General features: G+C 66.9%; 14 protein-coding genes. 5 read left to right on the top strand and 9 right to left on the bottom strand.

Annotation, left to right across the window (positions count from 1 at the left end):
- The first annotated feature begins 189 nt into the window (after positions 1-189).
- Positions 190-1,308, top strand: a complete 1,119-nt coding sequence (locus C3Y15_RS08515; RefSeq protein ID WP_059476013.1) for an acyltransferase — start codon at positions 190-192, stop codon at positions 1,306-1,308.
- A gap of 745 nt (positions 1,309-2,053) precedes the next feature.
- On the opposite strand, the gene galU is transcribed toward C3Y15_RS08515, so the two are convergent.
- Together galU and C3Y15_RS31675 are read right to left on the bottom strand one after the other, a co-directional pair.
- Positions 2,054-2,941: a UTP--glucose-1-phosphate uridylyltransferase GalU gene (galU, locus tag C3Y15_RS08510; RefSeq protein ID WP_011881778.1), complete on the bottom strand. Its 888-nt coding sequence runs from the start codon at positions 2,939-2,941 to the stop codon at positions 2,054-2,056.
- A 227-nt stretch (positions 2,942-3,168) separates the two neighbouring features.
- Complete coding sequence (locus tag C3Y15_RS31675; protein WP_011881777.1) at positions 3,169-3,312, bottom strand: hypothetical protein; 144 nt, start codon at positions 3,310-3,312, stop codon at positions 3,169-3,171.
- Positions 3,313-3,526: 214 nt separating this feature from the next.
- On the opposite strand from C3Y15_RS31675, the gene C3Y15_RS08505 reads away from it, so the two are divergent.
- Positions 3,527-4,702: an acyltransferase gene (locus tag C3Y15_RS08505; RefSeq protein WP_011881776.1), complete on the top strand. Its 1,176-nt coding sequence runs from the start codon at positions 3,527-3,529 to the stop codon at positions 4,700-4,702.
- A gap of 734 nt (positions 4,703-5,436) precedes the next feature.
- Here C3Y15_RS08505 and C3Y15_RS08500 read toward each other — a convergent pair.
- The 4 genes from C3Y15_RS08500 to C3Y15_RS31665 all read right to left on the bottom strand — a co-directional run bounded on the left by C3Y15_RS08500 (position 5,437) and on the right by C3Y15_RS31665 (position 11,978).
- Positions 5,437-7,890 carry a glycosyltransferase family 4 protein gene (locus C3Y15_RS08500; RefSeq protein ID WP_011881775.1) on the bottom strand — a complete coding sequence of 818 codons (2,454 nt, stop codon included), beginning with the start codon at positions 7,888-7,890 and terminating at the stop codon, positions 5,437-5,439.
- The gene (locus C3Y15_RS08495) at positions 7,887-9,353 is read right to left on the bottom strand and encodes a flippase (RefSeq protein WP_014725181.1); all 1,467 of its coding nucleotides are present in this window, start codon (positions 9,351-9,353) and stop codon (positions 7,887-7,889) included. Before C3Y15_RS08495 ends, C3Y15_RS08500 begins: the two co-directional genes overlap by 4 nt.
- Positions 9,354-9,371: 18 nt before the next feature.
- Positions 9,372-11,564, bottom strand: a complete 2,193-nt coding sequence (locus tag C3Y15_RS08490; RefSeq protein WP_014725182.1) for a hypothetical protein — start codon at positions 11,562-11,564, stop codon at positions 9,372-9,374.
- Positions 11,565-11,687: 123 nt separating this feature from the next.
- Positions 11,688-11,978 (bottom strand): hypothetical protein, encoded by a 291-nt coding sequence (locus tag C3Y15_RS31665; protein ID WP_155624534.1) that lies wholly within the window; start codon positions 11,976-11,978, stop codon positions 11,688-11,690.
- A 79-nt stretch (positions 11,979-12,057) separates the two neighbouring features.
- Here C3Y15_RS31665 and C3Y15_RS08485 point away from each other — a divergent pair, with 79 nt between their 5' ends.
- From C3Y15_RS08485 to C3Y15_RS08475, 3 genes are read left to right on the top strand one after another with little or no spacing between them, the layout of a single operon-like run.
- Complete coding sequence (locus C3Y15_RS08485) at positions 12,058-13,122, top strand: acyltransferase (protein ID WP_011881772.1); 1,065 nt, start codon at positions 12,058-12,060, stop codon at positions 13,120-13,122.
- 35 nt (positions 13,123-13,157) lie between these two features.
- A complete protein-coding gene (gene gmd, locus C3Y15_RS08480) occupies positions 13,158-14,204 on the top strand; it encodes a GDP-mannose 4,6-dehydratase (protein ID WP_011881771.1) in 1,047 nt (348 codons plus the stop codon).
- On the top strand, positions 14,191-15,159 hold the full coding sequence (locus tag C3Y15_RS08475; protein WP_069246531.1) for an NAD-dependent epimerase/dehydratase family protein: 969 nt from the start codon (positions 14,191-14,193) through the stop codon (positions 15,157-15,159). The genes gmd and C3Y15_RS08475 overlap by 14 nt, the downstream gene beginning before the upstream one ends.
- Before the next feature lie 120 nt (positions 15,160-15,279).
- On the opposite strand, the gene C3Y15_RS08470 is transcribed toward C3Y15_RS08475, so the two are convergent.
- From C3Y15_RS08470 to C3Y15_RS08455, 3 genes are all read right to left on the bottom strand, one after another.
- A complete protein-coding gene (locus C3Y15_RS08470; protein ID WP_069246532.1) occupies positions 15,280-16,470 on the bottom strand; it encodes an O-succinylhomoserine sulfhydrylase in 1,191 nt (396 codons plus the stop codon).
- A gap of 243 nt (positions 16,471-16,713) precedes the next feature.
- Positions 16,714-18,246, bottom strand: a complete 1,533-nt coding sequence (gene purF, locus C3Y15_RS08460) for an amidophosphoribosyltransferase (RefSeq protein WP_011881768.1) — start codon at positions 18,244-18,246, stop codon at positions 16,714-16,716.
- 51 nt (positions 18,247-18,297) lie between these two features.
- Positions 18,298-18,792, bottom strand: coding sequence for a CvpA family protein (locus C3Y15_RS08455; protein WP_011881767.1), 495 nt, complete (start codon positions 18,790-18,792; stop codon positions 18,298-18,300).
- Positions 18,793-18,797 lie beyond the last annotated feature (5 nt).

The following is an 18,797-nucleotide window of genomic DNA, read 5'->3' as shown; positions in this document are numbered from 1 at the left end:
GAGTACTTTTGTGCGTTTTCGCGGGGTTTCCCGCAGGTTTTGTTGCGCTCGACCGACTTCGCCGACGTTCGAGCATCGAAAAACGCCTGCACGTATGCGTCGAACGCAGTGCTCGAACGCAGCCGAACGCGAATTACGTTCGATATTTGCGCACCTATACTGGCCTCGCTCAGTGCCCCGGATGCCTTCATGCGCGAAGTCAGATACGTCAAAGGACTCGACGGCCTGCGAGCCATCGCCGTCATTCTCGTTTTCCTGTCCCACAAGGGCCACGTCCTCGCCGTCGACGTGGGCAAGCTCGGTGTGTGGACGTTCTTCTTCATCAGCGGATTCCTGATCGTCGGCGAACTGCATCGCAACCGTCAGGCGATCGAATGCGGCACGATGACGCGCCGTCATGCGCTCGCGCTGTTCCTCGCGAAGCGCGCGCTGCGGATCTTTCCCGTCTACTACCTGCTGCTCGCCGCGCTCGCGATCGCGCACGCGCTGTTCTACCAGCGCGGCGTCAAACTCGGCCTCGCGTGGCACGCGACGTTCCTGTCCAATTACTGGATCGGCGTCGTCAAGGACGGCTGGCCGGGCTCCACGTCGCACTTCTGGAGCCTCGCGGTCGAGCAGCAGTTCTATCTGATCGCGCCGCTCACGCTGCTCGCGGTGCCGGCCGCGCGCCATGTCGCGCTCGGCATCGCGGCCGTCGCGCTGTGTGCGCTCGCGCATCTCGCGCTGTATGCGGTCGATGCATCGCCGGTGCTGATCTACGCGTTTTCGCCGTGGAATTTCGCGCTGATCGCACTGGGCGGCGTGGGTGCGATGGCGCTCGCGGATCACGGCCGCGGCGTCCTGCGTCGCGTGCCGCCGGGATGGGTCGGCGCGGCGGGCGTCGTGTTCTTTCTCGCGCTGCCCGCGCTCACGCCGCTGCCGGACGTCGTCACGGGGCTCGCGGATCTCGGCCTGTCGGCGTCGCTCGGCTCGCTGATGCTGTGGATCGTCACCGAGCCGGACCATCCGGCCGTCGCGCTGCTCGACTGGGCGCCGCTCGTCTACCTCGGCACGATCAGCTACGGCTTCTACCTGTTCCACAACCTGGTGCCGGCGCGCTTCGGCACGATGCCCGCGCTGTTCGCGCGCGTGCCGATGCCCGCGTTCGTGCGCGACGCGCTGCCCGAGCTGCTGCAGTTCGCGCTCGCCGTGCTGCTCGCTCATCTGTCGTGGCGCTACCTCGAAAAGCGCCTGCTCGACTTCAAGAAGCCGATCGCCGCGATGCTCGCGCGGTACTTCGTGGCGCGGCCGAGCGCGTCTGCGCGCTGACGGAACGGCGGATCTTAGCGACGACGGCGCTATGGCCGGCGACGTTCGCGCGGCGGGTTGGGTGGTTGATTGCGAGCCCGGCTAACGTTGCCGCGATGGATTTGTTGCATACGCGTTCCGTGCCGACGTGCTCGAACCGCCACGCGCATCCAACCGTAAGCGCTGGCCGATGCGGCTCGACGTGCGCGCTTCGATGGGTGCATCGCGAGATGTGCGTCCTGGCATATGCGACCGACCGGTGCGTCCCGATGTGCGTATCCCAACATAGAGGCCCTGACGGGTGCATCCCTACACGCGCGCCTACGTGCTCGTCCCGATGTGTGCGTCCCGACACGGCCGACCCGACAGGTGGGTTCCGACATATGCGTCCCGGCGCGTGTGTCCCGCCGGGTACGCTCCGGCGTGCGTGTCCCGACGTGGCCGCCCCAACGTGTGTCTCCCGACATATGCGTCCCGACATGTCCGTGCGGACGTGTGTGCCCCCATGTGCGCGTCCCGACGCGCGCACCCGCCACGCACCCCACCCCGCGCGCGCAGCCGGTCGCGACACGCAACGCAGCGGCCCGGCAGCCGCACGCGTAGCCCACTCCCCCGGACAGCGGCCGATCGACCGCGCGCATGACGCGCCCACCACCCCACCGTTGCCACCGCATCGCACGTACGCACGCAAAAATGCCCCGGCGCGCGAAGCGGCCGGGGCCAACGGAACAACCACCACCTGAAACAGCGAAAGGAGCGGGGCTACTTATGCGACGGCAGCGAGCGCCGGCAGACAGGTACGCAGATACGCCTCGAATTCGCGGCTCACTTCCGGATGCTGAAGCGCGAACTCGACGGTTGCCTTCAGGTAGCCGAGCTTGCTGCCGCAATCGAAACGCGTGCCGTAGTAGCGGTACGCGAGCACCTGTTCGTTCGCGAGCAGCGACTGCACGGCGTCGGTGAGCTGCAGCTCGCCGCCCGCGCCCGGCTTGATCCGGCGCAGATGATCGAAGATCGTCGGCATGAACACGTAGCGGCCGACCACGCCGAGGTTCGACGGCGCATCTTCCGGCGCCGGCTTCTCGATGATGCCCGCCAGCTTGATGATGTCCTCTTCCCATTCGCGGCCCTCGACGACGCCGTACGAGCGGCTGTCCTCGCGCGCGATCGTCTCGACCCCGATCACCGAGCTGTGGTAGTGGTCGAACACGTCGACGAGCTGCTTGAGCACCGGCTGCTCGCCGTGCAGCAGATCGTCCGCGAGAATCACCGCGAACGGCTCGCCGTGCACGAGCTTTTCCGCGCACAGCACCGCATGGCCGAGCCCAAGCGCTTCCGGCTGACGCACGTAGAAGCAGTCCACGTTGCTCGGCTTGATGCCGCGCACGAGCTCGAGCAGCTTTTCCTTGCCGCGCGCCTCGAGTTCGGCCTCGATTTCGTATGACTTGTCGAAATGATCCTCGATCGCGCGCTTGCTGCGCCCCGTCACGAAGATCATCTCCGTGATACCTGCGTTGATCGCTTCCTCGACCGCGTACTGGATCAGCGGCTTGTCCACGACAGGCAGCATTTCCTTCGGGCTCGCCTTCGTTGCTGGGAGGAACCGCGTGCCGAGACCGGCAACGGGGAACACGGCCTTGGTGACTTTCAACATGTTCGCATCCTGATTGCGTTGAATGCGCCGCGTCGCCCAGCGACCCGGCGCGAATGTTTTGCGGGCGGTTTATCGGGAACCGGCGGCGCAGCCAATTCCAATCCGCATGTTTTCGATATGGACCGATTATCCGACCATCCGGAAAACAGATAATTCATAATCCGGTCGATATTGCCGCATACGGCATCGCTACGGAAACAAATTACCGATTCTTCGGATACAAATAGTTACGATTCGAATTCCTCGATATACGGGACGCCGCCCCGTTCGACGCCGGGGCGAATCGGCTCGTTCTTCAGCGCCTCGCGGTAGGCCGACAGCACGGCCATGACCAGCAGTACCGCTGCGCTCGCGATCCAATGCATATCCATCTTGCCGCTCCTTTGCATCAATCATCCGGATCTTCAAACTATCAGAAAAAAATCCGCAAATAATTGCACCCCGTCCGAACCCGCTTTCACCCCGATATAAAACCACGATCCGAAATACGGTTATTCGCCGGCGGGATTTTTTTATTGATTCGCTCGAATTCTTGCGCATTACGATCGGACCATCCCCTTCATCCGTCGCAAGGATTCGAATCGCATGCAAGCATTCAGCGGATCGCCTTTGACTGCGCCGCCCGTCGCCGATCACAAGGAACACGTGATCGACGCGATGCGCGGGTTCGCGGCGCTGCTCGTCGCCTATTTTCATTGCCGGCAGGTCGTCTGGGTCGGCATGCAAGGCTTCCATCGCGCTTACGGCCACGCGCTCGACCCGAGCGTGATCGTCGGCTATCTGACGTTCCCGTTCGCGTGGGGGTCGGCCGGCGTGCCGATCTTCTTCGTGATCAGCGGCTACTGCATACACCGCAACGCGGCGCTCAAGCTCGCGGCCAACCCGGCGTACCGGCTCGATGCGCCGAACTTCTGGGCGCGCCGCTTCGCGCGCATCTATCCGGTGCTGCTCGCCGCGCTGCTGTTCACGCTCGCGATGGATGCGATCAGCCTGCAGATCGCGCCGGTCAGCCACAAGATCCGCGACATCGGGCTCAGCGCATTCGTCGTGAACCTGCTGTCGCTGCAGGGCGTCGCGGGCTACACGTACGGCTCGAACGGCGCGCTGTGGACGCTGTCGCTCGAGGTGCAGTTCTATGTGATCTATCCGCTGCTGTTCGCGCTGCGCCGGCGCGTCGGGATGCCGGCGATCGTGGCGGCCGTCGCGCTGGTGAACGTCGCGTCGGCGTGGCTGCTCGAGCGGCACGATCTGCAGTTCTTCACGTCGTACTGGCTGTCGTGGACGGTCGGCGCGTGGATCGCCGACGTGCGCGCCCAGCCCGCGCGCGGCGCGACCGCCGTGCCGTCACGCTGGTGGTACGGCGCGGCCGCGCTGTTGCTCGCCGCCGGTTGCGGCGCGTTCCACTTCGGCCAGTACGGCGCGTTCCAGCTGTGGGCGGCCGGCTTCGCGTGCTTCCTGTACCGCGCGCTCGCGTGCCCGCCGCGCCCGACGCCGCTGCTGCGGCTGCTCGGCTGGTTCGGCGACTTCAGCTATTCGCTGTATCTGATCCACCTGCCGCTGTTCGTGTGCCTCGGCTCGGTGCTGTTCCACTCGGAATTGCAGCTGTCGATCTGGCCGTCGTTCGGCTTCATGGCCGCCGCGATTCCGGTCGCGTATCTGTTCTACCGGCTGTTCGAACGCCCGGCGATGACGTGGTCGGCGAGCCTCAAGCCCGCGCGTACGGCGCGCGCCGTCGCGCCGACGCCCGAACAGGCTGCCTGAACGCGGCACTCCCGCTCGGCCCGACTTCGGCCGGGCGGCGCCGTTTCAGCGGCAGCGCGGCGATCCGCCCGCCAAGGTGCGTCGCGATGGGGCGGACAGTTGGCGCTTGCAGCGTCGGCGAAGCGCTGGGCTTGGATGGGATGCTGTCCTGCGTACGCTTGGATAGCATGCACACGCCGGCGCGCAAGCTCCACGCACGTGCATGCAGGCGCCACGCGGAACCGCCGCGACGCCGGCCGGACCGCTGCACGGCAGTTGCCGGGGTTGCCGGGGTTGCCGGGGTTGCCGGGGTTGCCGGGGTTGCCGCTGTTGCCGCTGTTGCCGCTGTTGCCGCTGTTGCCGCTGTTGCCGCTGTTGCCGCTGTTGCCGCAGTTGCCGCAGTTGCCGCAGTTGCCCCAGAGGCGGACCGAGCCGGCTCTGCATCAGCGCCGCCTTCCGGCCGCGTCTCGTGCTACCCCGCAAACGACCACTCGCTCCCGCCCACAGCCACGCGTCGGCTGCCCCGACGCGGCACATAGAAACCAAAGCGGAACCAGAAGCAAAACCGCACCCGCCGAGAGAGCACCGATCGACGAGCCGGCGTTGCGCATCTTCGACTACGGCTACGATGACGCCCCGCGCGCCGCATCGTGCGCGCCAAACAACAAGAGGCCCTCATGCAGCGCACCACTGCATGAGGGCCCCTCCTCGCCGCCTCGTGCCGACAAGAATCGACACGCCTCGACGCCTCGCGCCTAGCGCTTCTTCGCCTTCGCGGCCTTCGCCGTATCGGCGAGGATCTTCTCGACCCGCTCGACATAGGTTTCGGTGCCGAACCGCCGCACCGCGGTCGCCCGCCCGCTCGCGACCAGCCGCTCGCGCAGCGCGCCGTCGTGCTTGAGCCTGCCGAGCGCATCGGCCAGCGCGGCCGCGTTGCCGGGCTCGCACAGCAGCCCGTTCTCGCCGTCCTCGATGATCTCGACGACGCCGCCCGCCCGCGCCGCGACCACCGGCCGCCGCGCCAGCATCCCCTCGACGATCACGCGCCCGAACGGCTCCGGCGTGATCGACGTGTGCGCGACCATGTCGACCGCCTTCATGCATGCGGCCACGTCGCGCTGGAACCCGAGGAAGTGCACGCGATCGCCCATCCGGTGCCGCGCGACCGTCTCGTGCAGCTGCGCCGCGTACTCGTCCTCGCCGAACAGCGGCGCGCCGACCAGCACGACGTGCATGTCGGGATGGCGCGTCGCGGCTTCCAGCAGCAGATGCTGCCCCTTCCAGTGCGCGAGCCGGCTGAACGAGCCCACCAGCCACGCGTGCTCCGGCAGCCCGAAGCGTGCGCGCAACGCGGCCTGGCTGACGTTCTCCAGCGCGTCGAACGGTCCGGCCGAGATGCCGTTGAACACCACGTCGACGTGCTGCGGCGTGAAGCCGGTCAACGCACGGAACGCCTGCGCGGACGCGTCCGAGTTCGCGATCACGCGCGTGATGCCGAACCGCGCGCAATACTTGATCGCTTTCAGCTGCTTGCCGCCGAAATGGTCGCCGCTGACGATGTCGCGCAGATGCCAGACCACCGGCTTGCGCGCGAGCCGCCCGGCCAGCGCCGCGACCACCATCGCGCGCTGCGTGTTCGCGTAGATCACTTCCGCACGGCGCGCGCGCCGCGCCACGTTGCGCACGAGCGCGACGAGCTGCTTCAACGCGCCGGCCGACACGCCGCCCTGCTTGCGCACGCCGGCGAGCGCGCCCTGGTCGAGCACGTCGACGCGCGCGCCGATCTCGCCTAGCGCCGCGCGAAACGGGCCGTCGTCGAACAGCAGCACGTCGGCGTTCGCGCGCATGTGCTTCATGATCTCCAGCAGCGACAGCTCCGCGCCGCCGAGCACGCCGCTCTGGTCCAGCACGAGCGTCGCCGGGCCGCGCGCGACCGGCAGCGGCGCGACGGCCGTACTGCGCTGCGCGGTCGAGCCCGGCAGCGCCGCCTCGACGTAGTCGAGAAAGCGCTGCCTGAACGTGTCGGCGGAGAAGCGCTCGGCGTTCGCGCGGCACGCACGCGGCGCGAAGCGCTGCGGCGCCCGCTCGAACTCGTCGACCGCCGCGACGATCGCATGCGGCGTCTGTTCGTCGAAGAACAACCCGGTCGGATGCGCGTGCGAGGTCGGCTCGAGCACCGTTTCGAGCGCGCCGCCCTTGCCGTACGCGATGACCGGCGTGCCGCACGCCTGCGCCTCGACCACCGAGATTCCGAAATCCTCCTCGGCCGCGAACACGAACGCCTTCGCGCGCCGCATCCGGTCGTGCAGCACCGCGAACGGCTGGTAACCCATGATCTCGACGTTCGGGCCGGCCTTCGCGCGGATCTTCTGCATCTCGGGGCCGTCGCCGATCACGACGAGCTTGCGCTCCGGCGTGCGCGAAAACGCTTCGACGATCAGGTCGATCTTCTTGTACGGCACCATCCGCGACGCGGTCAGGTAGAAGTCGTCCTTCACGTCGTTCAGCGAGAAGCCGTCGACGTCCACCGGCGGAAAGATCACCGCCGCGTCGCGGTGGTACACCTTGCGGATGCGCCGCGCGATGAACGCGGAGTTCGCGATGAAGCCGTCCACCGCGTTCGCGGTGCGCGTGTCCCAGTTGCGGATGTAATGCAGGATCATCCGCGCGAGCAGCGACTTCGGCCCGTGCGTCAGATTCGATTGCTCCAGATACTGATGCTGCAGGTCCCACGCATAGCGGATCGGCGAATGCACGTAGCTGATGTGCAGCTGGTCCGGGCCGGTCAGCACGCCCTTCGCGACCGCATGGCTGCTGGAGATCACGAGGTCGTAGTCGGACACGTCGAGCTGCTCGATCGCGAGCGGCATCAGCGGCAGGTAGCTGCGGTACTTGGTGCGCGCGAACGGCAGCTTCTGGATGAACGAAGTCGTCACGGGCTTGCCGCGCACGAACGCGCGGTCGTCGAGGAAATCGACGAGGCTGAACAGGTCCGCGTCGGGAAAGCACGCGATGATCTGTTCGAGCACGCGCTCGGCGCCCGCATACGTGACGAGCCAGTCGTGGACGATCGCGACGCGCAGCGGACGCGACGCATCGCGTGCGCTCGCGCGAGCGGGCGCTTCGGTGCGGCGCAGTACGGCATCGCCGGCCGCGGCCGCGTCGGCCGTGGCGAAGTTCAAGGCGTGTTCCGCCAGATCGCGATTCATACGGTTTTCCTCGCATTGAGACGGACGAACAGGTCGCGCACGAGCGCGCGCAGCCCAGGAGTCATCGTGAGCGACCACGCCAGGTTCAGCACGAGCACGACGGCGCACAGGCCGATCGACTCGCCGAGCCCCGACCATGCTTGCGCGAGCAGCAGGCTCGCGAGCAGGAAGGCGAGATGCGCGAGCATGTCGAGCACGATCGCGCGCATCCGGATCGCCGACAGGTAGAGCAGCACGCCGTAGTCGACCAGCGCGCGCACGGCGACGACCACCGCCGCGCCGATCAGCCCGAAGTGATGAATGCCGAACCACAGCGCGCCGACGAAGAACGGCATTTCGACGAGCCCCGCGAACGCGGCGCGCGCCGGATTGACCTGCGACTGGATCAGGATGCGCGTGACGCTCGCCTGCCCGACGAGCCACACGCTGATCACCAGCACGCGCCCGACCGGCGCCGAATGCGCGGCGAGATCGGCGCCGACCCACAGCGTCAGGAACGGCGCGAGCGCGAAGATCGCGACGATGCCGACCGGCGTGAACACGCCGTTCAGGAATTCGAGCGACTGGCGCGCGAGCGTGTCGGCGTGATCGCGGCCGACCGCCGACAGGCGCGGAAACAGCGTGCGCACCAGCGCGTTCGGCAGCATGTTGAGCCGCGTGACGAGGTTCTGCGGCACGGTGTAGTAGGTGACGAACTTCGCGCCCATGCCGGCGCCGAGCATCACGCGGTCGAGCGTGTCGGCGATCATGCTGGCCATGCTCGCGATCAGCATCCAGCCGCCGAAGTTGAACAGCCCTTTCGCGGTGCCCCACTGCGGCGGATCGATGCGGCGGATGCCGAGCACCTTGATGCTCGCGTGGCCGAGCATCACCGCCGCGATCAGCCGCGCGACCACCGCCGCGGCGAGCACCGTCTGCAGGTTCGGCGCGATCCACCACGCGGCGCCGAGCGGCAACAGCTGGAACAGGAACGTGCCGATCGTCTGGTTCGTGTTGAACACGCCGAAGCGTTCCGCGCCGTTGATCGCGCCGGCGAACACCCACGACACGTTCGCGAGCGGAATCGCGAGCGCGAGCCACGGCAGCGCGAGATACACCTCGTGCTGCATCGCCGCCGACACCTTCGTGAAGTACGCGGTATAGACGAACGCGCCGAAGTAGATCAGCAGGCCGCCCGCGATGCCGGTGCCGAGATTGAGCCAGAACGCGCTCCAGAACACGCGCGCGCTTTCGGCCGCATCGCCGCTCGCGAGCGCCTTCGAGATGTGGTTCTGCGCGGCCATGCTCATCCCGAGATCGAGGATCCCGAAATAACCGATCAGCGTCCACACGAGGCTGACGACGCCGTAGCGCTCCACGCCGAGTGCATGGATGTACGCAGGCACCGTGACCAGCGACACGAAGGTCGGCAGGATCAGCCCGATGAAGTTGATCGAAACGTTCTTGAGTATGCCTTTGTCCATGCTCTTGCCTATCGGCCGTTACGGTTTCCAGCGGTACATCAGCACCTTGCCGCGCGCGTCTTCCTCGACGAACACCAGGTATTCGCCGTTCTCGCGCCGGAACGCGCTGATGCCGAACGGCACGTCGACCCAGCCCGACGCGCGGCCGACCTCCGCACCGGGGCTCATCACGCCCACTTCCTTGCCGGTTTCCTTGTCGTACACGTGGATCTTCCCGACCGGCTCGACCGTGAAGAGGTAGCGGCCCTCGACGGTGATCCCGATCAGATCGAAGATCGGCTTCGCGTCGAGCTGCCACGGCAACGCGACCTGGTAGCGCAGCACCGGCGAGCCGCTCGACCATTTGTCGAAGCGCACCAGCACGCGGCCGACCTCCTTGTTGATGCCCGGTTGCGGCGGCGCGTCCGCGGTATAGCCGGTCACGTACAGCGTGTCGGTCTGCGGCTCGTAGAGCGCGCGGCGCAGCTGCGTGAACGGCTGCGGCATCGGATAGGTCGTGACCTTGTCGTACGAATAGATCGGGTTGCCGGCCTTGTCGACGCCGCCGTACGCGAAGCGATGGATGCCGCGCACGTCGCTCGTGCGCCAGATGTCGCCCTTCGTGTCGACCCACCAGCCCCAGCCGCCCGCCTTCGCCTTGCCGGTCGTGTTGATCGTGAATTCGTCGGCGTCGAGCCGGCCGTTGCCGTTCGCATCGCGCCAGATCCAGTCGCCGCCCGGCGGCTTGTTCGGCACCTTGTCGACCGGCCGCGCGCGGCCCGCGATCAGCCCCGACGGAATCGCGACCTCGCCGTCGCGCTTGGCGTCGAAGCGGTAGATCTTCAGGTGATCGGCGTACATGTCGGTCAGGTACAGGAACGTGCGGCCGTCGAGGCGGCGCGCGAACGGCATGCCCGGATACTGGTCCGTGTGGAACACCGGGTCGTCCGGATACTTGAAGCGGTTCGACAGGAACCCGACGTATTTCCAGTCCTGCCCAGGCGGCTTCGACAGGTCGAGCTCGAAGCGCTTGTTGCCCGTGTACACGCTGTTCGGCCGCGCGGGATCGAGCCACGCGCCGTCGACGAACAGCAGCCCCTGCACCTGCCAGCGCAGCTTGCCGTCGGGCGTGTAGCTTTCGAGCACCGCGCCGAGCCCGGCGCCGATCGTGTCGTGGCGCGGCCCGATGCCGTTCATCGACACGTACACGTTGCCGGCGCGATCGACGCCGACACCGGTCAAGCCGTTGAAGCGCTGCGGCCCCGGACGCCCCGGCACCGGGCCGGCAAAGATGCCGCCGCGCTCGCCGAGCGTGCCGGACGGCGCATAGCCGTGGCCGCCCTTCGAAAAAATCAGCACCTGCTGGCGCGGGCCGTTGTCCGCGATCAGCACGCGCCCTTTCGCATCGACCGCCACGTCCACCGCCGCGGTGCCTTCGGGCAGCGCGGGCGCGTCGTCGAGCTTGCGGCCGTCGGCGCGCACGTGCGCGAGCCGCGCGGGGCCGGTGAGCGTGTCGGTCAGCAGCCACAGCGTGCCGTCGCCGGCCAGCGCGATGCGGCCCGGCTCGTGCGCGCTCCAGGTGGCCTTCTTCTGCATCGTGTCGGCGTCGTACACGTCGACTTCGTCGTGCGTCGGGTTCGTTGCGAACAGGGTCTTGTCGTCCGCGGCGAGGCCGCCCACTTCGGCCTTCGACTCGCCCACCTCCGAGCGTGCCGGCGCCGCCACCTCGTTCATCACCATGAAGCTCGCGGCCATCCGTGCGCGGCCCGCATCGGCGCGCCCGCCGGGCGCGACCTGCGGCGCCGCGCGAAACGGCGCGGGCTGTTTCATGTCGCCGAGCGTGCGCCGTGAAATGCCGAACCACTGCTTGCCCTTGTCCGGCCAGATGCCGGGCGACTGCAGATGGCCGCGCTCGTTGCCGACGCCGATCGCGACGTACGCGTACTTGCCGTTGACCGCGACCGCGCTGCCGCCGAGGTTGCCCCAGCCGTGCGTGCCGCCGGCGAAGCCGAGCATCTTGCCGTCCTGATAGACGCTCGCTTCAGCGCCGCTCTCGTCCCACGGCGCGTTCGTATACACCTTGCCGTCGGGCGTGACCGCGATCGCGCGGATATCGATCTGCGTCCAGCTGCCGTCGCCATAGCCGAACGTATTGCCGATCCACGACGTGGTCGCGGGCAACACGTTTTCGGCCGGGGCGGCGCTCGCCGCGAGCGCCGCGCATACGGCCATGCCAACCAGAATCACACGTCGCAATGCGCTCTCCAGACTCGATGCAAAAGCGACCGGCGGCGCGGCAAAAAGGCCCGTGCAAACGCCCTGTCACTAAATGGGTTTCAAACGTCGCGATGCAGGTTACAAGCAAAAATAATCACAAGAAATTTGGAAATATTTGGGGATGTTTCCGTATGAAATATCTCGCGACGCGCAGCAAAGAAATGGCGGGAATGCGGCAATAACGACCGCGTGTTGGTTCGGCGTCCCGTAGAAAATGCCGCATCGGCCCGCCACACGGGGCACACGGCCTGCAAACCTTTCATGCAGCGCACGAATTGCGCGCAATTCGAATCTTTCCAGGCGAATAAATGGGCTGCGTTTTTTTGCCGATTTCTTTTCCCTAGAATCGATTTCGATTCGATATTTCATTTAAACGCATGGATTACGTTCACGCATCGAATGCGCGGCACGGCGGCGCATTGGCCGCGCGTCGCGAAGGAGCGGCGCGATGACGAACCTGTCGCACCAGGCCGCTGGCGCGCCGCCGCAACACGGCCGCATCGTGCAGCTCGACGGGCTGCGCGCGATCGCGGTCGGCGCCGTGTTCCTGCAGCACGCGCTGAAGGCGCCGCTATGGATGGGCGTCGATCTGTTCTTCGTGTTGAGCGGGCTGCTGATCACCGGCATCCTGCTGGAGCGCAAGGCGCGCGGGCAGTCGTATTTCGGCCACTTCTACGCACGCCGCGTGCGGCGCATCCTGCCGCCGTACGTGTTGCTGCTGGTCGTGTCGACGCTGCTGTTCGGCGCGAGCTGGCTGCCGCACTGGCCGTGGTTCGCGTTCTTCTCGACCAACATCGGGCTGTCGCTCGGCAGCATCGGTCACGACAGCCTGAACGTGCTGTGGTCGCTCGCCGTCGAGGAGCAGTTCTACATCTTCTGGCCGTTCATCGTGCTGTGGTGTTCGGAGCGCGCGCTGCTGTGGGTGGCCGCCGCGCTCGTCGTCGCGGCGCCCGTGCTGCGCGCGATCGCGACGCCGTGGTTCGATTCGTTCTGGCCGATCTACTACCTGACGCCGTTCCGGATGGACCTGCTCGCCGCCGGCGCGCTGCTCGCCATCCTGCTGCGCCGCGACCGTCGCGCGCTCGAGCCGTTCTATCCGCTCGCGATCGTCGGCGCGCTCGTCGCGCTGGCGATCCTCGGCTGGCTGCACCTGTCGTTCCCGCGCTTTCGCGCGGCCAACACGCCGCTGTCGAACGCCGCGCTCTACAGCATCTCGCTGCTGCTCTGCACGTCGATCGTCGTGATCGCACTGCGCGGCCGCGGCATCGTGCAGCGCGTGCTGACGAACCCGTTGCTCGTCTACGTCGGCACCGTCAGCTACACGGTCTACCTGATCCACCTGAGCGTGCTGTACGCGCTGTGGCCGCTGCACCTGAACCGCTTCGTCACGGCCGCGCTCGCGCTCGCGATCACGCTCGCCTACGCGACGCTGAGCTGGTACGGCTTCGAGCGACGCCTGACCCGCGGCCCCGCTCGCAGCGCATTGCCGGCCGCCGCGCGCACGACCGCCTGACTTTCTCAATCCATCGTTTCGACCAGGACATTGCCATGAGCCAAACTCGCAAGAAGGCCATCATCACGGGGATCACCGGGCAGGACGGCGCCTATCTGGCCAAGCTGCTGCTCGACAAGGGCTACGAAGTAACGGGCACCTACCGTCGCACGAGCTCGGTGAACTTCTGGCGCATCGCGGAACTGGGCGTCGCCACGCATCCGAACCTGACGCTCGTCGAACACGATCTGACCGATGCCGGCTCGAGCCTGCGGCTGCTCGAACGCACGCAGCCGGACGAGCTGTACAACCTCGCTGCGCAGAGCTTCGTCGGCGTGTCGTTCGATCAGCCCGCGACGACCGCCGAGGTGACCGGCATCGGCCCGCTGAACCTGCTCGAGGCGATCCGCGTGGTGAGCCCGAAGACGCGCTTCTATCAGGCGTCGACGTCCGAGATGTTCGGCAAGGTGCAGGCGATTCCGCAGACGGAAACGACCGCGTTCTATCCGCGTAGCCCGTACGGCGTCGCGAAGCTGTACGCGCACTGGATGACGGTCAACTATCGCGAGTCGTACGGGCTGTTCGGCTGCAGCGGCATCCTGTTCAATCACGAATCGCCGCTGCGCGGCCGCGAGTTCGTCACGCGCAAGATCACCGACACCGTCGCGAAGATCACGCTCGGCCACGCGAACAAGCTCGAGCTCGGCAACCTCGACGCGAAGCGCGACTGGGGCTTTGCGCTCGAATACGTCGAAGGGATGTGGCGGATGCTGCAGGTCGACGAGCCCGACACCTACGTGCTCGCGACCAACCGCACCGAGACCGTGCGCGACTTCGTGCAGATGGCGTTCGCGGCGGCCGGCTACCAGATCGAATGGACCGGCAAGGGCGAGAAGGAACGCGGGCTCGACGCATCGAACGGCAACGTGCTCGTCGAAGTGAATCCGAAGTTCTACCGCCCTGCCGAGGTCGATCTGCTGATCGGCAGCGCGGACAAGGCGAAGTCCAAGCTCGGCTGGGCGCCGCAGACGACGCTGGAGCAACTCTGCCAGATGATGGTCGAGGCGGACCTGACGCGGAATCGTCAACATGACACGTACTGAGGCCGGCCGCCCGTCGCGCCGTGCGTTCGTCACGGGTGTGACCGGCTTCACCGGCCGCTACATAGCGCAGCGCCTCGCCGCGGCCGGCTACGACGTGTGGGGCACGGTCGCGCCCGGCACGGCGCGCCCGGACGACCCGGCGTTCGCAAATTGCACGCTGCTGCCGGTCGATCTGCTCGACGCCGACGCGATGCGCGCGGCGGTCGCCGATGCGCGCCCCGATGCCGTCGTGCACCTCGCGGCCCGCGCGCACGTCGCACGCGACGAGCCGTCGCAGACCTACGCGGTCAACATCGTCGGCACGCGCAACCTGCTGGCCGCGCTCGCGGGCCTCGACCGCCGTCCGTCGGCGGTGCTGCTCGCGAGCAGCGCGAACATCTACGGCAACTCGACGGCCGGCGTGATCGACGAAACGGTCGCGCCCGCGCCGGCGAACGACTATGCGGTCAGCAAGCTCGCGATGGAATACGCGGCGAAGCTGTGGGCCGATCGCCTGCCGATCGTGATCGCACGGCCGTTCAACTACACGGGCGTGGGCCAGGACGATGCCTACCTGCTGCCGAAGCTCGTGTCGCACTATGCGAGCCGCGCGCCGCGCATCTCTCTGGGCAATCTCGACGTGAGCCGCGATTTTTCCGACGTGCGCGACGTGACGGCCGCGTATCTGAAGCTGCTCGAAGCCGCGCCGGCCGGCGAGACGTTCAACGTGTGCTCGGAGCGCGCGTATTCGCTGAAGGAAGTGCTCGCGATGCTGTCGCGCATCGCCGGCTACGTGATCGACGTGACGATCGATCCGCGCTTCGTGCGGCACAACGAAGTGAAGCGCCTGAGCGGCTCGCGCGACAAGCTGCGGCGCGCGGTTGGCGAATTGCCGGTGACGCCGCTCGACGACACGCTGCGCTGGATGATGGACGCGATGCGCGACGCGCCGCGGCAGGCCACGCACGCCGGCTGATTCGCGCGGCGCGTGCGCGTGCGTGCGTCGCCGGCAGAAACACGGCAGGCAAAAAAAAACGGGCCGCTCGATGTCGAGCGGCCCGTTGCATGACCGGCGCAGAACGCCGTGCTGTCGCGCTCAGCCGCCGAGGCCGCGCGCGAGATCGTTGCGCAGATCGCCCGCGTACTCGAGGCCGACCGCGAGGCGGATCAGCCCCTCGGTGATCCCGGCGGCCGCGCGCGCTTCCGGCGTGACGCGCGCGTGCGTGGTCGTCGCCGGATGCGTGATCGTCGTGCGCGTATCGCCGAGGTTGCCGGTGATCGAGATCAGCTGCGTGCCGTCGATCACGCGCCATGCGTTCGCGCGCTGCTGCTCGGGCGTGTCGCCCTTCAGCTCGAACGACACGATCGCACCGCCCGCCTTCTGTTGCCGCTTCGCGAGCTCGTACTGCGGATGCGATTCGAGCCCCGGATAGAACACGCGCGCCACGGCCGGATGCGCGTCGAGCCAGCGCGCGATTTCGAGCGCATTCGCCGACTGCTTCTCGACGCGCAGCGACAGCGTCTCCATCCCCTTCAGCAGCACCCATGCGTTGAACGCCGACAACGTCGGGCCCGCGCTGCGCACGAACGGGAACACCTTGCCCATGATGAATTCCTTCGAGCCGACCAGCGCGCCGCCGAGCACGCGGCCCTGGCCGTCGAGGAACTTGGTCGCCGAGTGCATCACGACGTCCGCGCCGAGTTTCAGCGGCTGCTGCAGCACCGGGCTGCAGAAACAGTTGTCGACGACGAACAGCGCGTTCGCGGCCTTCGCGATCTTGCCGATCGCTTCGATGTCGGCGAGTTCGGTCAGCGGGTTCGACGGCGTTTCGAGGAAGAACATCTTCGTCTCGGGCCGCACCGCTTCGCGCCATGCGTTCAGGTCGGTCGGATCGACGAAGGTCGTCGTGATGCCGAACTTGCTGAAGATTTGCGAGAACATCCCGAGCGTCGAACCGAACAGGCTGCGCGAGCTGACGAGGTGATCGCCCGCCTGCAGCGCCGACATCACGACCGACATGATCGCGGCCATCCCGGATGCCGTCGCGATGCACGCCTCGCCGCCTTCGAGCGCCGCGAGACGATCCTGGAACATGGAGACCGTCGGGTTCGTGAAGCGCGAATAGGTGAAATAGTCTTCCGAATTCGCGAAGCGCTCCGCTGCGTCGGCTGCGCTCTTGAAGCAGAAGCTCGACGTGAGGAACAGCGCTTCCGAGTGCTCGTTGTAGTCGCTGCGCTGCGTGCCCGCGCGCACGGCGAGCGTGTCGAAGTTGAGGGAGTCGTCCATGTTCCGTTTTCCGTATTCGAGGGCCGCGCATCGCGCGCGCCCAGCCACAAATCAGGCCAAAACAAAAAGCCCGCTATGCGTCGGCATCAGCGGGCTTCGGTGCGGTACGACAGCGGTCGACTCGGGCCGGCTGCCGCCGGCCTTCGCTTTAGCTGTTTTGGGAGATCGCCCCGCGTCCGCAAGCTGAATCAAATCGACGCAAGGCGCCATCCTATCACGCTTCGTCGCAAGCGTGCGCCGGCGTCACTCCACCGACAGCTGCAGGTTCATCTGCGAACGCGCGGTGTCGCTCGCGGTGTCGCGATCGGCCTGCGATGCCGGTGCGAGGCGCGCGCGCTCGATCGCGTCGAGGTACTCGGGCGTCACGGCGCCGGTGATGTAGTTGCCGTCGAAGCACGACGCCTCGAAGCCTTCCAGCTTCGGGTTGATGTCGCGCACCGCGCGGCGCAGGTCGTCGACGTCCTGATAGATCAGGTGGTCGGCGCCGATGATCTTCGCGACCTCCTCATCGGTGCGGCCGTGAGCGACCAGCTCGCCGCGCGTCGGCATGTCGATGCCGTACACGTTCGGGAACTTCACGGGCGGCGCGGCCGACGCGAAGATCACCGACTTCGCGCCCGCATCGCGCGCCATCTGCACGATCTCGTGCGACGTGGTGCCGCGCACGATCGAATCGTCGACGATCAGCACGTGCTTGTCCTTGAACTCGATGCTCATCGCGTTGAGCTTCTGGCGCACCGACTTCTTGCGCACGGCCTGGCCCGGCATGATGAACGTGCGGCCGACGTAGCGGTTCTTGAAGAAGCCTTCGCGATACTCGACGCCCAGCTTCGCCGCGACCTGCATCGCCGCCGGACGCGACGAATCGGGGATCGGCATCACGACGTCGATCGGCACGTTCGGCAGCTCGCGGCGGATCTTCTCGGCGAGGTAATCGCCCATGCGCAGGCGCACGTTGTAGACGGGCACGCCGTCGAGGCACGAATCCGGACGCGCGAGGTACACGTATTCGAACATGCACGGGTTGAGCGTCGGATTTTCAGCGCACTGCTGGCTGTGGAAGTTGCCGGCCTTGTCGATGAAGATCGCTTCGCCCGGCTCCACGTCGCGCACGAATTCGAAGCCGATGCCTTCGACGGCCACCGACTCCGACGCGACCATCCATTCGGTGCCGTGTTCGGTTTCGAGCTTGCCGATGCAGAGCGGGCGGATGCCGAACGGATCGCGGAACGCGACGAGGCCGTAGCCGGCGATCAGCGACACGATCGCGTACGAGCCCTGCAGACGGCGGTGCACGCCCGCGACTGCCTTGAACAGCGAGGCCGGATCGAGCTCCAGGCCGGTGGTCGACAGTTGCAGCTCGTGCGCGAACACGTTCAGCAACACTTCGCTGTCGGAATTGGTGTTGATGTGCCGGCGGTCGATCCGGAACATCTCGTCCTTCAGCTGTTGCCAGTTCGTCAGGTTGCCGTTGTGCGCGAGGATGATCCCGAACGGCGCGTTCACGTAGAACGGCTGTGCCTCGGCTTCGCTCGACGCCGAACCGGCCGTCGGATAGCGGACCTGGCCGATGCCGAAGGTGCCGGGCAGGCTGCGCATGTTGCGCGTGCGGAACACGTCGCGCACCATGCCGTTCGCCTTGTACATGTGGAAATTGCTGCCGTCCGCCGTCGCGATGCCCGCTGCGTCCTGACCGCGATGCTGCAGCAACAGCAAGCTGTCATAGATCAGCTGGTTGACAGGGGATTGGGAAATAACACCTACGATGCCGCACATGGCATGTCCTTCAAGATGACAAAATCGGTTACGTCCTGCCCGGCCGCGTCGTCACACGCGTACGTACTGGGCCATGCCGTCGGGCAGGAGCTGCTTCAGCTCGTGCACGCCCTGCTCGGCGAAAGGACGCAATAGCGCATTGCGCCAGAAATCCTGTTTGGGCAACTCGGTCAGCCCGGCCGCCGCGACCAGCAGCACCACCAGCACGCAGCCGCGCACGAGGCCGAACATCATGCCCAGCGAGCGATCGACACCGCCGAGGCCCGTCACCTGCGCGATGCGCGACAACAGCGCATTCGCGACGCCGGCGACGAACACGACGCCGATCACGATCAACGCGAACGCCAGCACCCACTGTGTCAGAGCGCCGCCCGGCCAGTTCGCCGGTATGTACGGCTCCACGAGTCCGACATAGCGGGCCGCGATCACGACCGCCGCGATCCAGCCGATCAGCCCGAAAATCTCCGAGACGAAACCGCGCCATGCGCCACGCAGCGCAGACAACGCGATCACCGCCAATACAGCGTAGTCGAAAGCAGTCAGCATCGCAC

It is taken from the genome of Burkholderia sp. B10, from assembly GCF_004368385.1.
GTDB lineage: Bacteria > Pseudomonadota > Gammaproteobacteria > Burkholderiales > Burkholderiaceae > Burkholderia > Burkholderia vietnamiensis.
Note: the sequence above shows the minus strand (reverse complement) of the source record. Positions and strands in the feature narration are given on the sequence as shown.

Coding starts and splice junctions, on each gene's coding strand:
- C3Y15_RS08515 (WP_059476013.1), top strand. CDS start 190: ATGCGCGAAGTCAGATACGTCAAAGGACTCGACGGCCTGCGAGCCATC.
- C3Y15_RS08485 (WP_011881772.1), top strand. CDS start 12,058: ATGACGAACCTGTCGCACCAGGCCGCTGGCGCGCCGCCGCAACACGGC.
- C3Y15_RS31665 (WP_155624534.1), bottom strand. CDS start 11,978: ATGAAATATCGAATCGAAATCGATTCTAGGGAAAAGAAATCGGCAAAA.
- C3Y15_RS08475 (WP_069246531.1), top strand. CDS start 14,191: ATGACACGTACTGAGGCCGGCCGCCCGTCGCGCCGTGCGTTCGTCACG.
- purF (WP_011881768.1), bottom strand. CDS start 18,246: ATGTGCGGCATCGTAGGTGTTATTTCCCAATCCCCTGTCAACCAGCTG.
- C3Y15_RS08500 (WP_011881775.1), bottom strand. CDS start 7,890: ATGAATCGCGATCTGGCGGAACACGCCTTGAACTTCGCCACGGCCGAC.
- C3Y15_RS08455 (WP_011881767.1), bottom strand. CDS start 18,792: ATGCTGACTGCTTTCGACTACGCTGTATTGGCGGTGATCGCGTTGTCT.
- gmd (WP_011881771.1), top strand. CDS start 13,158: ATGAGCCAAACTCGCAAGAAGGCCATCATCACGGGGATCACCGGGCAG.
- C3Y15_RS08490 (WP_014725182.1), bottom strand. CDS start 11,564: ATGGCCGTATGCGCGGCGCTCGCGGCGAGCGCCGCCCCGGCCGAAAAC.
- C3Y15_RS08470 (WP_069246532.1), bottom strand. CDS start 16,470: ATGGACGACTCCCTCAACTTCGACACGCTCGCCGTGCGCGCGGGCACG.
- C3Y15_RS08495 (WP_014725181.1), bottom strand. CDS start 9,353: ATGGACAAAGGCATACTCAAGAACGTTTCGATCAACTTCATCGGGCTG.
- C3Y15_RS31675 (WP_011881777.1), bottom strand. CDS start 3,312: ATGGATATGCATTGGATCGCGAGCGCAGCGGTACTGCTGGTCATGGCC.
- galU (WP_011881778.1), bottom strand. CDS start 2,941: ATGTTGAAAGTCACCAAGGCCGTGTTCCCCGTTGCCGGTCTCGGCACG.
- C3Y15_RS08505 (WP_011881776.1), top strand. CDS start 3,527: ATGCAAGCATTCAGCGGATCGCCTTTGACTGCGCCGCCCGTCGCCGAT.